This window comes from Psychrobacter sp. D2 (assembly GCF_013608135.1).
In the GTDB taxonomy this organism is placed as follows: Bacteria; Pseudomonadota; Gammaproteobacteria; order Pseudomonadales; family Moraxellaceae; genus Psychrobacter; species Psychrobacter cryohalolentis.
This window is the reverse complement of the sequence record NZ_JACDXZ010000003.1, coordinates 410,167-426,339: the sequence shown is the minus strand read 5'-3', so window position 1 is coordinate 426,339 and position 16,173 is coordinate 410,167. Positions and strand designations below refer to the sequence as shown.

General features: G+C 43.3%; 12 protein-coding genes and 1 tRNA gene. 10 read left to right on the top strand and 3 right to left on the bottom strand.

Translation table 11 applies throughout. The features are described from left to right. Position 1: 1 nt before the first annotated feature. The 3 genes from H0262_RS06510 to H0262_RS06500 all read right to left on the bottom strand — a co-directional run bounded on the left by H0262_RS06510 (position 2) and on the right by H0262_RS06500 (position 3,461). Positions 2-86: transfer RNA gene (locus H0262_RS06510), tRNA-Leu, on the bottom strand. Positions 87-316: 230 nt separating this feature from the next. Then, complete coding sequence (locus H0262_RS06505; RefSeq protein ID WP_181210137.1) at positions 317-2,029, bottom strand: sigma 54-interacting transcriptional regulator; 1,713 nt, start codon at positions 2,027-2,029, stop codon at positions 317-319. Between the two features lie 43 nt (positions 2,030-2,072). Then, positions 2,073-3,461, bottom strand: a complete 1,389-nt coding sequence (locus H0262_RS06500; RefSeq protein WP_181210136.1) for a nitrogen regulation protein NR(II) — start codon at positions 3,459-3,461, stop codon at positions 2,073-2,075. 134 nt (positions 3,462-3,595) lie between these two features. Between H0262_RS06500 and rimO the strand changes: the two genes are divergently transcribed. The 10 genes from rimO (at position 3,596) to fabZ (ending at position 16,016) form a co-directional block, all read left to right on the top strand. Next, entirely contained in the window at positions 3,596-5,191 is a 1,596-nt protein-coding gene (gene rimO / locus H0262_RS06495) for a 30S ribosomal protein S12 methylthiotransferase RimO (protein WP_020443809.1), read from the top strand. 183 nt (positions 5,192-5,374) lie between these two features. Beyond that, positions 5,375-6,100: a UMP kinase gene (gene pyrH, locus H0262_RS06490; protein WP_011514039.1), complete on the top strand. Its 726-nt coding sequence runs from the start codon at positions 5,375-5,377 to the stop codon at positions 6,098-6,100. A gap of 126 nt (positions 6,101-6,226) precedes the next feature. Beyond that, complete coding sequence (frr, locus tag H0262_RS06485) at positions 6,227-6,781, top strand: ribosome recycling factor (RefSeq protein ID WP_011514038.1); 555 nt, start codon at positions 6,227-6,229, stop codon at positions 6,779-6,781. Positions 6,782-7,040: 259 nt separating this feature from the next. Further along, positions 7,041-7,799 (top strand): polyprenyl diphosphate synthase, encoded by a 759-nt coding sequence (gene uppS / locus H0262_RS06480; protein WP_011514037.1) that lies wholly within the window; start codon positions 7,041-7,043, stop codon positions 7,797-7,799. Between the two features lie 175 nt (positions 7,800-7,974). After that, complete coding sequence (locus tag H0262_RS06475) at positions 7,975-8,784, top strand: phosphatidate cytidylyltransferase (protein WP_011514036.1); 810 nt, start codon at positions 7,975-7,977, stop codon at positions 8,782-8,784. Between the two features lie 106 nt (positions 8,785-8,890). Continuing rightward, positions 8,891-10,099, top strand: a complete 1,209-nt coding sequence (gene ispC / locus H0262_RS06470) for a 1-deoxy-D-xylulose-5-phosphate reductoisomerase (RefSeq protein ID WP_181210134.1) — start codon at positions 8,891-8,893, stop codon at positions 10,097-10,099. A gap of 58 nt (positions 10,100-10,157) precedes the next feature. After that, positions 10,158-11,531: an RIP metalloprotease RseP gene (rseP, locus tag H0262_RS06465; protein WP_181210133.1), complete on the top strand. Its 1,374-nt coding sequence runs from the start codon at positions 10,158-10,160 to the stop codon at positions 11,529-11,531. A 263-nt stretch (positions 11,532-11,794) separates the two neighbouring features. Then, a complete protein-coding gene (gene bamA, locus H0262_RS06460) occupies positions 11,795-14,227 on the top strand; it encodes an outer membrane protein assembly factor BamA (RefSeq protein ID WP_181210132.1) in 2,433 nt (810 codons plus the stop codon). Between the two features lie 150 nt (positions 14,228-14,377). Continuing rightward, on the top strand, positions 14,378-15,394 hold the full coding sequence (gene lpxD / locus H0262_RS06455; RefSeq protein ID WP_181210131.1) for a UDP-3-O-(3-hydroxymyristoyl)glucosamine N-acyltransferase: 1,017 nt from the start codon (positions 14,378-14,380) through the stop codon (positions 15,392-15,394). A gap of 112 nt (positions 15,395-15,506) precedes the next feature. After that, positions 15,507-16,016, top strand: a complete 510-nt coding sequence (gene fabZ, locus H0262_RS06450; protein ID WP_011280792.1) for a 3-hydroxyacyl-ACP dehydratase FabZ — start codon at positions 15,507-15,509, stop codon at positions 16,014-16,016. Positions 16,017-16,173 lie beyond the last annotated feature (157 nt).

Here is a 16,173-nt window from a genome sequence, read left to right as displayed (position 1 = left end):
ATGGTGGGGCTGGAGAGACTCGAACTCTCACACCTTGCGGCGCCAGAACCTAAATCTGGTGCGTCTACCAATTCCGCCACAGCCCCATTTTCGTTACCTTATCATCTTTGGTGTTGATATTCAAACCCCATCGAGATAAATAACTGATTCGGTAGTGCGTCTCAGTGGTTGGCTATTATATAGAGTTTGAATAGTTTGGCAAGCCCTATTTGCACTTATTTTTAATTATTTAACCATTTTTTTTGCTGAATATCATAAATAATTGATATTACTGATTTTTTAATTCATATTTTTTATCACTTTATTCACACTAATATTACTCTTGATATGATGAGAGGTTCAGCTGCTGTAATTTACGTGTCAGCGTATTGCGTCCCCAGCCAAGTAAATTAGCAGCAGCTATCTTTTTGCCGCCGCTATGATGGAGCGCTGCGGTTAGCAAGACCCGTTCAAACTCAGGTGTTGCTGTCTGTAAAATATCGGTTGCGCCAGCTTGTAGTGACTGCTTCGCCCAAATACCTAAAGCTTGTTGCCAGCTTTGGGTACCAAAAGTATCCTGACTTTGTAGATGATTATTTTCAATAGTGTCTTGTGAGGATACATGCTGCTGTTGATTGTCTAGAGTAGAGGAGATGTTTTCGAGCAACTCTGGAGGCAAGTCATCGATCATAACGGTGTCGCCGGTCGCCATTACTGTCAGCCAAAGACAGACATTCTCAAGTTGGCGGACATTACCACGCCATTCAAAAGACTGCATCATTTGCATTGCTGCCGGATGTAACTGTTTTGGTGCCGTATTCATCTGCTCAGCCGCGCGCTGCATAAAATAAGTGGTTAATGCTGGTACGTCCTCGCGGCGAGTCCGTAAGGGCGGCAATGGCAGGCGAATGACATTCAGGCGATAAAATAGATCCTCACGGAATTTGCCTTGTTTGACCAATTCTTCCAAGTTTTGATGGGTAGCGGCAATAATGCGTACATCTACTTTGACGGGCTGCTGACCACCCACGCGAAAAAACTCACCGTTTGCCAGCACTCGTAGCAGCCGCGTTTGGGTACTAAAAGGCATGTCGCCGATTTCATCTAAAAATAACGTGCCGCCATCTGCTTGCTCAAAACGACCTTGGCGTGAAGTTGTGGCGCCAGTGAATGCGCCTTTTTCATGACCAAACAATTCAGACTCAATCAAATCATGGGGAATTGCTGCCATATTTAGTGCAATAAAGGTTTTATTGTTTCGCGGTGAGTGCTGATGTAAGGCGCTAGCGACCAACTCTTTACCTGTACCTGATTCACCAGTGATTAAAACGGTAATCGGTGAGTGCGCAAGTCTACCAATGGCACGAAATACCGTTTGCATGGCTTGTGATTGACCAATGATGCCGCTTGGATTGTTATTAGTTTGGGGTTTGGGTTTTTCATGAGTTTTACTTTCAGCAGCTTTAGGGATTTTTCTAGCTGATTTGGCTGCATTTGATTTGTTCACAGGCTGTTCTTTGGTATCAGCACTTACATTCGTATTAGACTCGATTGAATGGTTTGATATGACTAGATTCGGCTGATAATTAATGGCTTTATAAATCGTTGCGACCGCATCATCTAAATCAAACGGCTTGGGTAGATATTCAAATGCACCAGTCTGATAGCTGCTAATGGCAGAAGTAAGGTCTGAATGCGCTGTCATAATGACAATCGGAAGCTTAGGAAAGTGCTTGTGTACCCAGTCACTAAAGGATAGACCATCCATCATCGGCATACGAATATCGGTCAATATCACATCAGGTAACAAGGCGATTGACTCTGACGATTTTAGAATATCATTGAGGCGTGTCCACGCTGCTTGTGCTTGGGTAAAGCTGATAACTGTCAATCCAGCGTCTTCAAAAGTATCTGCAAGCACCATACGCAGCGCCGCATCATCATCAATGAGCCATAAAGTAGCAAGCTCATTATCAGGGTTGTTATTGACCGTGACCATTGGTGTTCGCTCATTGCTTGTAAGAGATTGGGTGTCATTATACTGGGTCATGTATTTAGCCTAATAAGCAGTGAGAAGAATTGAGGTGAAGGCATTAATTTTCAGCAATTGGCTGATGAAAAGGCAAATAAAGAGTAAAACGGGTCTGACTATAATGGCTGTTTTTATTATCGACATTAGTATTTGTACTGGCGCCCTGCGATTGAGTAGAGCTGACATCAATCATACCATGATGACGGCTGATAATATCTTGCACAATGGATAAACCAAGCCCAGTTCCTAGCGCGCGACTGGTCACCATTGGGAAGAATATCTGCCCAATGATATCAGGATGAATGCCAGAACCATTATCGGTGATAGCAACTTGTAGTACTTGTTTATGTTGCTGCCCAGCAATCGTATGTTGAAAGGCAACACGCGTTTGAATATGGAGTTTGGGTTGATAGCCATCGTCAAAATCAAGATTATTAAGTGGAATATCTGATGTTGATTGACTGGATACGGCTGGCACGCTTTGCTGCAGTGTTTGTGCAAATTCCGTCATGGATTCGCAAGCGTTATTAATTAAGTTTAAGAAGACTTGAATCAGCTGATCTTTATCAGCACAGAGTTCAGGTAACGATAAGTCATAATCACGCTGTAATAAAACTTGCGGATATTGATGGATGATCAATGCCAAAACGTGCTCTATTGGCTCATGAACATTGAGCATTTGCCAATGTGGTAATTGATTAGAACCAAGAAACTGCCCAATCAGCTGAGTTAGGCGATCTGTCTCTGAGATAATGATGTCGGTATAGCTGCGTAATTTGTCAGCGGTTTTCTGTAGATGGTTATCAGGGTTTGAAGTCGGGCTCGATATAAGGCTAGGGTAGTCAGTATCAGTAGTGTGAGTATTAAAAGAGCGCTCACTAAATTTGATAAATTGACGTTGCAATAATTGCGCGGCACCGCGAATACCAGCCAACGGATTTTTGATTTCATGGGCAACCGAGCGCAGCATATGACGCGCAACATTGTACTGCTGCTGTTGGCGCTGTTCTTCTGAGATGCGACTTTGGCGGTCTTTGCCCCATATTTCTATGATAAAGTAATTTTGCTGCTGATAAATAACAGGGGTCACGCTATAGTCAATCGAGAGTGATAAGTTGCCATTTAATGGGCTGTTTATCAGATGGTCATGGTCAATAAAAGGTTGTTGGTACTGCTTCGCTTGAAAAAAACGTTCAGTCAAAGAGCAGGTTTTGTCTTTTGGACTGTCAATAAGTGTACTGTTTTTGGTTTTCAACTCTTCGGGCGCAAGCAGCATCAACACCGACTGATTAAGCAAACGTCCACTACTGATCGCCAGTAGCTGCTCAGCTTGGGCATTTAGCCAAGTAATAGACAATTCATCATTGACCCACAAGATAGCCGTGAACAAATGCTGCGATATAAAGGTTAAGTCAGGCGTTGGTTTTGCGCTTATAAAATCAGCGGTCATGAGTAATACCTAGATAAATAGAGGCTCGATATAATATTTAACCATAAATCAACACTATAGAGCGGCAAAACTGGCGATTTTTGTAAAAAAAACGTACAATGCGCACAGCCAATTTATCTCTAGCAAGGTTAGCCATGCCCAATATTTCTACCGAGTCCGTTAATACGACTATAGCCCCTTCACAGCCAGCTTCTATACCAAAAGACACTGCCACTCTCTTTAATCCTGCTAAGCCGACAGCAATGCCTGCGCAAAGCTCGACGGACAGTGTTCAACCTTACCATCATAAAGCCAATCATAATCAAAATCGTAGTGTCGAACAAAGCAGCGAGGTAGTTTCAGCAGCTTCAGCTAAAACGACAACAGCAACGACCAATGCCCCTGTCAATGCTGCGCCAAAGATTGGATTTGTGTCTCTAGGTTGTCCAAAAGCCTTGGTCGATAGTGAACGCATTATCACAGAGCTTAGCCGTGATGGCTATCAAGTAGCCAGTGATTATGAAGGCGCCGACTTAGTAGTGGTCAATACGTGCGGCTTTATCGAGTCAGCGGTACAAGAGTCGCTCGATGCAATCGGTGAAGCTATCAGTAAAAACGGTAAGGTGATTGTGACAGGCTGCTTGGGTAAAGAGGCAGATAAAATCCGTGAAATGCATCCCGCTGTACTAGCAGTGACGGGCGCTCATGCTTATGATGACGTCATTAGAGCAGTCGCGTTGCATGTACCAAAGCCTGACCGTGGTTTGGATGCCAGTTATGACCCAAAAATAGATTTGATTAATGAGGCAGGTATCAAATTAACGCCTAGCCATTATGCTTATCTAAAAATATCTGAAGGTTGTAACCACCGTTGTACTTTTTGCATCATTCCAAGCTTACGCGGAGACTTGGTTTCACGTCCGATTGATAGCGTGATGAATGAGGCGCTGGCGCTGAAAAAGGCTGGTGTGAAAGAGCTATTGATTATCTCGCAAGATACTTCTGCTTATGGTCTGGACTTAAAGTATAAGACAAGCTTTTGGAATGGTATGCCGCTGAAGTCTAAATTTTATGACTTGTGCCAAGCGTTAAACGATTTGGGTATTTGGGTGCGTCTGCACTATGTGTATCCGTATCCGCATGTGGATAAAGTCGTAGAATTAATGGGCGAGAAGAAATTATTGCCTTATCTTGATATTCCATTCCAACATGCCAGCCATCGCATCCTAAAAGCCATGAAACGTCCTGCTCATAGCGAAAATACCTTGGCGCGTATCCATGCATGGCGTGAGATTTGCCCTGATATCGTCATTCGCTCAACCTTCGTTGTTGGCTTCCCTGGCGAGACAGAAGAAGATTTTCAATGCTTACTTGATTGGTTAGTAGAAGCCCGTCTTGATCGCGTTGGTGCCTTTACCTATTCAGAAGTTGAAGGTGCGGTTGCCAATGACTTGCCAAATCATGTGCCAGAAGACGTCAAGCAAGAACGTTACGAGCGTTTGATGACGTTACAGCAAGATATTTCAGCCCAAAAACTGCAAGAGAAAATTGGCAAAACCTTGATGGTATTGGTCGACGAAATTGATAGAGAAGAGGGCGTTGCGATCTGCCGTAGTTATGCTGACGCACCAGAGATTGACGGTCATGTCTATGTCGATGATATTGACGCTCAGGTCAAAGTTGGGCAGTTCTTAACGGTTACTATCGACGATGCTAGTGAATATGATCTGTTTGCCAGTTACAAAGGCTAAGCAATCACTGTAATAGGCGCATGAAAATTGCCCAATCGCGGGCAGTTTTTGCTACAATTAGCGCAATTTGACCTTTGTACCTGCTTATCCTTAAGTTGGGCAATGCCGTCAAGTCTCAAAGTAAACTCTATTTGTATATTACCGATAACTTTAATTATAATTCAATACTGACAAGGTGACCTCATGTCTGACAAAAACCCGCGTTATTCTCGTATCTTGCTAAAACTTTCTGGTGAAGCCTTAGCGGGTACGAAAGATATGGGTATTGATACCGAAGTGCTCGATAAGATGAGCTTATCTATCGCCCATTTGCGCGGGCTTGGTGTCCAAGTGGGTATCGTGGTCGGTGGTGGTAACTTATATCGCGGCGCTCAATTACAAAAAGAGGGTTTGGTCGGCCGCGTCACTGGCGATCAAATGGGCATGCTTGCAACCGTTATGAATGGCCTTGCAATGCGTGATGCTCTTGAGCGCCGTAATATCAAAACGCGCCTAATGTCAGCCCTGCCGATTGGTGAAGTCACTGAAAGTTATAGCAGCCGTAATGCGATTCGTTATCTTAAAAATGGCGAAGTATGTATCTTTGTCGCGGGTACGGGCAACCCTTTCTTTACTACTGATACGGCTGCTTGCTTACGTGGTATTGAAATCGAAGCAGGCTTGATTCTAAAAGCGACCAAAGTAGATGGTGTTTATGATAAAGACCCAAGCCTACATAGCGATGCAGTAAAATATGATGGCCTGACCTTTGATGAGGTGTTAGAGCAAAAGCTTGGAGTTATGGACTTGACTGCCATCGCATTATGTCGTGAGCACGATGTGCCATTACAAGTCTTTGATATGAATAAGCCTAATGCTTTATTAAATGTTGTGATGGGCGAGAATGAAGGCACACGCGTCTATCATTAATATCGTACCCAAAAATATGATAAAAGATAGGCAGAAGTAAGACAGCTGCTTATCTGTGAAAACACCTGAATAGTTTTTATAATAAACAATAAATGATTTGTCGGTAGCGATAAATAAGGATACCTCATGATTCAAGAAATTAAGCAAGACGGCGAAGCGCGCATGCAAAAAACCTTGGAAGCGCTTGAAAGCACCTTTAGTAAAGTCCGTACGGGTCGCGCGCATCCAGGTATGTTGACAGGTGTGATGGTCAGCTACTACGGTTCGCCTACGCCTTTAAATCAAGTAGCGAGTGTTAACGTTGAAGATTCGCGTACGCTACTGGTACAGCCATTTGACCGCACCATGGTGCAAGCGATTGACAAAGCTATCCGCGAAGCAGATTTGGGTCTTAATCCAATGACTGCTGATGTGATTCGTGTTCCTATGCCAGCATTGACAGAAGAAACTCGAAAAGATATGCAAAAATTGGCACGTGGCGAAGCAGAAAACAGCCGTGTTTCTATTCGCAATATCCGCCGTGATATGATGAATGACATCAAAGAGTTAGCCAAAGAGAAAGAGATCTCAGAAGACGACGAGCGCCGTGCCAGTGATGACATTCAAAAAATCACTGACAAATATATTGAAACAATCGATAGCCGCTTAAGCAAAAAAGAAACCGATTTGATGGCAGTATAAGCACATTTTTCTGCTGTCAAAAATGATGCGCTATCAATATTTTATATAACAAGTCGCTAAAGCAACAAACAGCCAATATCAAAGTGCTATTGGCTGTTTGTTGCCGTGTAGACAATTAATCTTACTCTATAGCTTGTTTATATTGTCCTTTTTTATAAGCACTTTATATGAATCTTTTTATATAAATTATGAGTTAGGGTTTTTATAAAGTATGGCGCGCGTTATGACTATTTTACCTAAACAACAAGCAAGTTAGCCTATGTCTATGTCAGAGAATTTAGCTCCAGCCCTTCTTCCACGCCATATCGCTGTTATTATGGACGGCAATAACCGCTATGGTAAAGTCCATAATTTAGGCAAAGGTCAGGGGCATATCGCTGGCAAAGATGCGCTAGACCCTATTGTTGAGTATTGCGTCAGTACAGGTATTGAGGTTTTGACCGTCTTTGCCTTTTCCAGTGAGAATTGGCAGCGCCCACCGACTGAAGTGGCATTGCTGATGCATTTGCTGAGCTTAACCATCAATGAGCAGATGCCTCGTATGGTTAAGTACCGTATTCGTTTGCGTTTTATCGGCGATCGCAGTCAGCTTAGTGATGATTTGCAATTATTGATGGCAGATGCTGAAGCAAAAACGGCTGATTTTGATGCTATGACATTGGTCATCGCCATCAGTTACGGTGGACAGTGGGATATCGCTCATGCAGCAAAGCAGCTATTACAGCAAGTGCAGGCAGGTCAGTTATCAATCGATGATATTGATAAGGAAAAACTTGGAGAGTATGTGCAATTGGCAGATGCACCAGAAGTAGACATGCTGATACGTACTGGCGGCGAGTACCGTCTCTCCAACTTCTTATTGTGGCAGTCAGCCTATGCAGAGCTGTTCTTTACCCCAACATTGTGGCCAGATTTTAGCGTCGATGAGCTAGCAGCAATGCTAGAGGATTTTGCTCAACGTCAACGCCGCTTTGGCAAAACCAGCGAGCAAATAGTGACGGCTCAGCAAATATCTTAGAGGTCATGTTAAGAGCATTAGACGACTTTTGTCAATTTGGAGCACTTTCAATAGCGTGCGTCACTATCAATACGCTATTATAGTCAGCAGCTGGCTATGATACGTCATTATCTATAGTAAATATTTATCACGCAATTTGACCAAATGTTCTTCATTATTATAAGGCTCAATAAGTATGTGGCAACGAATTAAGACGGCAATTGTTCTCGTTATTATCGTTGGTATTGCAATGTTTGCGAGCCAAACCCCTATATTATTTGCACCACTTTTAGGGATTGGGGTGATTATTGCCGCCCATGAATGGACTAAATTGATGCCAAAGTGGCGTCAGCCTGCGGTCTTCGTAGTATTGGTGTTGCTGCTGACGTTAGTGTCACTCATGTTTAAAGTCACGTGGCTTTTTTGGTGGGCAGCTTCTCTCGTCATATGGTTAATGGCGCTGTCTTGGGTACGAGTTTTCCCAACGTCTACCAAATGGTACGGTAAGCAGTTGGCGCTAATGGGAGCAGTGATATTAACGGCTTCAATTACGGCTATGTTTTACTTATGGCAATTGTCGCCATGGTGGCTACTATATGTGTTTTTATTGGTCTGGTGTGCAGACAGTGGTGCTTACTTTGTCGGACGCAAGCTTGGCCGCCGAAAAATGGCACCGAACGTTTCACCCAATAAGAGTATGGAAGGGCTGGCGGGTGGCTTAGTCACAGGACTACTGGTCGTAGTAATTATAAGTGTCTTTAAATTACAATTGACGGGTGCAGCGCTCCTCGCCTTTGTGGCATTATCGGCTCTGACGATTTTAGCTTCCGTACTGGGCGATTTGTTTGAGTCTATGCTCAAACGCCGTGCTGATGTTAAAGATTCAGGAACGATTCTACCGGGGCATGGTGGAATACTTGACCGTATTGATTCACTGCTATCTGCTACGCCGATATTTGCGCTTGGTTTTTGGGCAATACAGCAGTTTGGTTTGATAGTCGTTTGACTTGCCTAATACTATCAAAATCGCTTATGTAGTTATCTGACAGAACATAAGCTTAGCTGCTCATTTAATTTTCATCTTATTACTACCGTATCATTTATAGGCACCCATGGTTATGACCCAACGTATCGCCGTATTAGGCGCGACAGGCTCGATTGGCGACAGTACGTTAGCCATCTTGGCGGCACAACCACAGCATTACGATGTTTATGCTTTATCTGGATATCACCGTTTAGATAAGCTGATTGCGCTTTGTCAGCAGTTTGCTCCTAAGCGGGTAGGCGTACCGACAGCTGCGGTTGATGACTTCGCCAAGCGTCTGAGTATAGCAGGACTTGATATTGAAGTAGTCGGCGGCGAAACAGGCCTCGTGGATATCGCTACCGATTCACAAACTGATACTGTCGTTGCTGCTATTGTTGGCGCCGCAGGCTTGCCTTCTACTCTAGCTGCTGCCCGTGCAGGCAAGCGTATCTTACTAGCGAACAAAGAAGCGCTGGTGATGGCAGGGCAAGTGATGATCAATGCGGTAAAAACGCATCATGCAACCTTGCTGCCGCTTGATTCTGAACATAATGCTATCTTTCAGTGTTTACCATTTGCCATTCAGCAGGATAATACCCAAATTCACCGACCAAATCATGGCGTGCGTAAGCTATGGCTAACGGCTTCTGGTGGACCGTTCTTACAGCAGTCATTTGCACAGATGCAGCAAGCTAGTGTCGCTGAAGCGGTCAAACACCCAAACTGGTCGATGGGGCAAAAGATATCTGTCGATTCTGCCACGATGATGAACAAGGGGCTTGAGCTGATTGAAGCCTGTCATTTATTTGATTTGCCTGAAAATAAGATAAATGTGGTGATTCATCCACAAAGTATCATTCACTCAATGGTAGAATATAGCGATGGCAGCTTTTTGGCGCAGCTTGGTAGCCCAGATATGAAAACCCCCATTGCCCATGCGCTAAGCTATCCGGATCGTATCGATAGTGGCTCACAACCATTAGATCTATTTGCGCTCAATGGTTTGAAGTTTATCGAGCCTGATTTGCAAAAATTTGCCTGCTTACGTCTAGCACGAGAGGCGATGCAAGCGGGTACTCACGCGACCATCATTCTAAATGCGGCGAATGAGATTGCAGTATCGGCATTTTTGAATAATCAAATTCGTCTGACGGATATTGCTGATATTAATGAGCAAGCATTGAATGAGATACAAGTTTCGGCATTAACTGAGACTGCCGATATTGATGAGATTTTGGCAATCGATAACCTAGCGCGTCAGCATACTGAGAAGCTAGTGGCAAGATTGGTCTAGATGTATCAAGCGCTATCGCCTTTATAATGATGTTAAGAGTACCTACTGAGAAAAGATCATGACGTTTCTATTAACACTCCTTGCGGCAATATTTGTCTTAGGTCCGCTTATTGCTTTGCATGAGTGGGGTCATTATATTGTAGCGCGTCTTTGCGGCGTTAGAGTGCTCACATATTCGATCGGTTTTGGTCCTAAGCTTTTTGGCTGGACCAGCAAAAAAAGTGGCATTGATTATCGTATCTCGGCATTACCGCTTGGTGGCTATGTCAAAATGCTTGATGAGCGTGAAGGTGAGGTGGCAAAAGATGAGCAGCATTTAGCATTTAATCGTCAGCATCCGCTTAAGAAAATAGCTATTGTGGCTGCTGGTCCTATCATGAACTTCGTTATTGCCATTGCATTGTTCTGGGTGTTATTTATGACCCCCTCAGAGCAGCTTGCCACCAAGATTGGTCAAGTATTACCGGATACGCCTGCCGCGATAGCACAGTTGCCTGCCGGTGATAAAATCGTTGCGATTGACGGTCATGACGTACAGACGTGGGAAGGGATTAATTATCGCCTTGCCGGGCGTATGGGCGAGACAGCCAATATAAGCGTGACGTTGCAATCAGAAGCCAATAATAATGCAACCAAAACTTATCAAGCACCTATAAAAGAATTTATGCAAGGTGCCGCGCAAGGTAAAGACGCCTTATCAAGCTTTGGTATGATACCGTGGCAACCAAATATTGCCCCGATAGTTGGTGATGTAACGCCTGATGGCGCGGCAAGTCGTCAAGGTCTCAAGGCTGGCGACCGCATCACTGCTATTAACGATGAAGCCATTAATGACTGGATTAGCGCCACTCGTATTATCCGCGACAATCCTGAGACTTTGCTTACATTTAGCGTATTGCGTGATGATAAGCCAATTGAATTGCAGATTATGCCGCAAGGTAAAAAAGACAATTTAGGTAACGATTATGGACAAATTGGTGCTATGGTGGCACAGTCTGAGATTGTCATTCCTGATGCGTACAAAACTACGGTGGTCTATGGTCCAGCTGAGTCGTTAATCAAATCGTTTGAGAAAACTGAGCAATTGGCTGTTATGACTGTCAGCTCAATGGGCAAGATGCTATCAGGTATGATAGGTCTTGATAACTTATCAGGTCCGATTACCATTGCCAAAGTCGCTAAGCAAAGTTTTGATATCAGTTGGCAAATGGTATTATCTACCGCCGCCTTAATCAGTTTGAGCCTTGCGGTTTTGAATCTGTTGCCCATTCCAGTATTAGATGGCGGTCATATTGTCTATTATCTGATTGAGCTGATACGTGGTAAGCCACTCTCTGAAGGCGTGCAAATGGTAGGATTAAATATTGGTTTACTCTTGCTGGCAGGTTTCATGGTGTTAGCAATTGGTAATGATATCAGTCGGCTGTTTTGATGATATAGCATACTTCTTGCACGGTAAGATGCGATAGACTAATGGTTTTATGCTTATCCTGTATCTATTGTTAGGCTGATAAGCAATTTCTTTTATCGCCGTGCTGCTGTACTAATTTTATATTTTAGTTTATTTTATGACGCGTTTTATATAAAGTGTTCTGAGTCTGTTCCCTAAGTGTTTACGATATGACACAAAAGAGACCAGATAAGATGTGCTTTTCAACTTAACTTAAGCAAGTTTTTTATTGACGGATAGTGTTTATGCGTACGCCTTTATTTATGAGCGCGGCTGGGTTGCCGTTAGTTGTAGCAATGATGAGTATGCCGGTTCAGGCTGCAGAATTTGTGGTCACTGATATTGGCTTTAATGGTCTACAACGCCTAACACCTGATAGTTTATATCCAGTACTGCCTATTACAATAGGTGATACGGTCAATGATGCAAATCTGGCTGCCAGTATCAAAGCACTATATGCGACCGAAAACTTTGCTGACATTCAAAGCCGTATTGAAGGCGGCAAGCTGCGCTTTGATGTCGTTGAACGTCCAACGATTGCAGAAGTTAATTTTGATGGCAACAAACTTATTCCCAAAGAAGGGCTTGAGCAAGGCTTAAATAACGCAGGTCTTGCTGTGGGTAATGTGCTTAAGCAAGCAACCCTACAAGGCGTTGCAAACGAGCTACAACAGCAATATATCAGCCAAGGTTATTACAATAGTAATATTGAAGTCGATCAGACGCTGCTTGATGGCAACCGCGTCAAACTTGATGTGCGCTTTATCGAAGGCAAGCCGGCCAAAGTAGTTGATATCAATATCATTGGTAATAAGCACTTTAGTGATAAAGAAATTAAAGAAGTCTTTGCAGTAAAAGAGTCCTCGTGGACGCGTCTATTATCTAAATCTGATCGTTATGCGAAAGAGAAGCTCGCGGCAAGTTTAGAAAATTTAAAAGCCCTGTACCTAAATGATGGTTATGTACGCTTTTCGGTAGACAATGCGGTGCTCAATATCAGTGAAGATAAGAGCAGCGTATTTATCGAAGTCAGTCTTAGCGAAGGCGAGCAATATCAGTTTGGCGAAATTAATTTCTTAGGTAAGCCAACTTTTGAAACCAGTGAATTAAAAGAGCTGGTCACTTTTGGTGCTAAAGAAAAGTACTCACAAGCCAAGCTTGATGCCACCACTGCCGCTCTTAAGAGTCGTTACGGTAATGAGGGTTATTATTTAGCGCAAATCAGACCAGTACCCCGTATCAATGATGAGACCAAAGTAGTCGATATCGATTATTATATTGATCCTGCACGTCCTATTTATGTGCGCCGTATCAATTTTACTGGTAACTTAAAAACCCAAGATGAAGTACTGCGCCGTGAAATGCGTCAGTTGGAAGGGTCATTGGCTTCTAGTGATAAAATTCAGCTGTCACGTACGCGTTTGATGCGCACAGGTTTTTTTAAAAATGTTAACGTTGATGTGAAGCCAGTTCCTAATCAACCAGACCAAGTCGATGTAAACTATGCGGTTGAAGAGCAGCCATCTGGTAGCTCAACCATTGCTGCCGGTTATTCACAAAGTGGCGGTGTTACCTTCCAGTTAGATCTTACCCAAAACAACTTTATGGGTACTGGTGACCGTGTTAAAGCTTCTTTGTCACGCTCAGAGACGCGTGATTCTTATAGCTTGGGTTATACCGATCCGTATTTCACAGAAAATGGTGTATCACAAGGTATCAGCGCTTATTACCGTGAAACCAAATACGATGATCGAAACGTTAGTAACTATGTTACCGACGCTTATGGTGCAACGTTGAACTATAGCTATCCGGTTGATGAAACCAAACGTGTGAGTGCGGGCTTAAATATTGATAACACCACAGTACGTGGCGGTAGCCGTCTAGGTGTATCAAGCGTTCAGCAGATTATCGACGATGGCGGTACGTTCGAGAAATTCAATAATGATCAAGATGAATTCTCTGGTCGTACGGGCTTTAAAAACGAATATCAAAGCTACAACTTACTATTCGGTTGGGATTACAGCACTTTAGATCGCCCTGTCTTCCCGAATAAAGGCATGAGCCATACAGTCGATGCGACTATTGGCTTAGGTGATGCCAGTTATCAGAAACTGGTTTATCGTGGTAACATTTATCAACCTATCTATAAAGATTGGGTTGCTCGCGGTTATACCAAACTTGGTTATGGTAACAATTTGCCGTTTTATGAAAATTTCTATGCTGGCGGTTATGGTTCAGTACGTGGTTATGAAGCATCAACGCTTGGACCTAAATCACAAAGCTACAATGATGCGATAGATGATGATGTCCGTTTTAAAGACGAAGAAGTTGGTGGTAATGCGCTAGTCAGCTTTGGTACTGAATTGATTTTACCAATGCCATTTAAAGGCGATTGGGCGGATCAAGTACGTCCAGTACTATTTGCTGAAGGTGGTCAGGTATTTGATACCACTGACAAAGAAAATCGCACCTTTATTGATCCAGATACGACAAATCCAAATAGGGATACTGGTGTACCTCTCTTAACACAAGACAATAAATTGCGCTTTAGTGCCGGTTTAGGCGTCACTTGGTATACGCCAATTGGTCCGATTTCTTTGAGCTATGCTGTACCTATCGGTGACAAAGAAGGCGATGAGACTGAAAAAGTCCAGTTCCAAATTGGTAACACTTTCTAAGCGCTTGCTACTTGCCTGTTACTAGGTAAAGGGTTTGATTCTTGTTATTCAGCCCTTTAGGTAATTGAAGCGTTCGTTAGATTTAGCCGGTCGTCAAGATGATATCTCAACTTGACGACCCTCTTATTCCTGCCAATACTAATACTGATTATGATAACGATTGAGCAACTCATCTCCCAGATTGAGCAGCGTCAGCCTGTTCTTAACAAGGCTGAGCTTAGCGCTGAGCAGCGCCGTCTATCCTTAGAGGGTATTGGTAATTTAACGATGGCCAATCGGCAGCAGTTGAGCTTTTTGGCCAATCCTCACTATCTTTCTAGTCTAGCTAATACTGATGCTGGGGCAGTACTCATCACTGAAGAGCATCATAAAGAAGTGCCAAGTGATACGGTAGCTTTAATTGTTGCGGTCCCTTATTTGGCTTATGCTAGCGTGAGTCAAATTTTTGCTCGTCAACATTCGTTTAGCGGTATTCATCCGACAGCCGTCATCGCCGAAAGTGCCGTTATTGGCAATAAAGTGACTATCGGTGCTTTTTGTGTCATCGGTGAGCAAGTGCAGATTGGTGATCGCAGCGTGCTTGAGGCTCATGTAGTCATCGAGGATAATACTACCATTGGTACAGATGGTGTTATCAAATCACAAGTGGTGATAGGACATGACTGTATTATTGGTAGTCATGTTAGGTTGCACGCTGGGGTGACGATAGGCTCGGAAGGCTTTGGCTTTGCCCCCACTGCCAATCCTAGTGTCACAGGTTGGGAGCGTATTGCACAGTTAGGGCGTGTGCTGATAGGTGATTATGTACGCATTGGTAGTCAAACCTGTATAGATCGCGGTGCCATCGATGATACGGTGATTGGAAATCATGTTATTATTGATAACCTCGTACAAGTGGCACACAACGTCCGTATTGGTGATGGTACGGCTATCGCTGCTCATACAGGTATCGCAGGTAGTACTACAATTGGTAAACGCTGCATTATTGGCGGTGCGGTCGGTATTACCGGACATATTGATATTACAGATGATGTTACCTTATCTGGTATGACTATGGTCACTAAGTCAATCACCACTGCCGGATCGTATTCTTCTGGAACGGCTGCTATGCCAACTGCTAACTGGCGCCGTGCGGCTGTCCGTTTTCGCCAGCTTGGTCGTGATTAGCGTTTAAAGATTCATAGTTAAAGAAAATTGATACTTAGATTATTTATAATATTAAAACTCAGCAAAGCTTTACTCTCAAGCAAGACTTTAAATACAGCAAGGAAGCGCTACTATGAGCACTAGCAATATTGATAACCCAACGGCAGAAGACATCAAAAGCTTGGCTGAACAAGGGTTAACGTTGCCATTAACTTACCATACATTAAAGCATTATTTGCCACATCGTTACCCATTTTTATTGGTGGATAAGATAGTTGCTTGTACACCAGGCGAATGTATCACGGGCATAAAAAACGTCACCATTAATGAAGAGTTTTTTAATGGGCATTTCCCTGATGAGCCTATCATGCCAGGCGTATTGATGGTTGAGTGCATGGCTCAGGTATCAGGTGTTCTGGGTTTTATTAGTGCAGGACTGACGGCAGAAGATGGCTATTTATACTTGTTCGCAGGGGTTGATAAAGTGCGCTTTAAGCGCCGTGTTATCCCTGGTGATCAGCTGATTATCCGCTCTAAAATTGTGATGCAAAAGCAGGGTATTTATAAGTTTGATTGTACTGTACATGTTGAAGATGAGCTTGCGGTTAGTGCGCAGATTATGATTGCCCGTCAGGAGCAATAAACCGCATTAGTCACTTTGAATAATGCATGAAACATTTAAACCGTGATGTTAATGTTTATTCATTAGCATCATCTTATTTCTTGACAAAGGCAGCTTTAGGCTAGTTAATTTCATTAAGCTGTCTGTATTTGTTTTACTAATTTAATTGCATTCGATG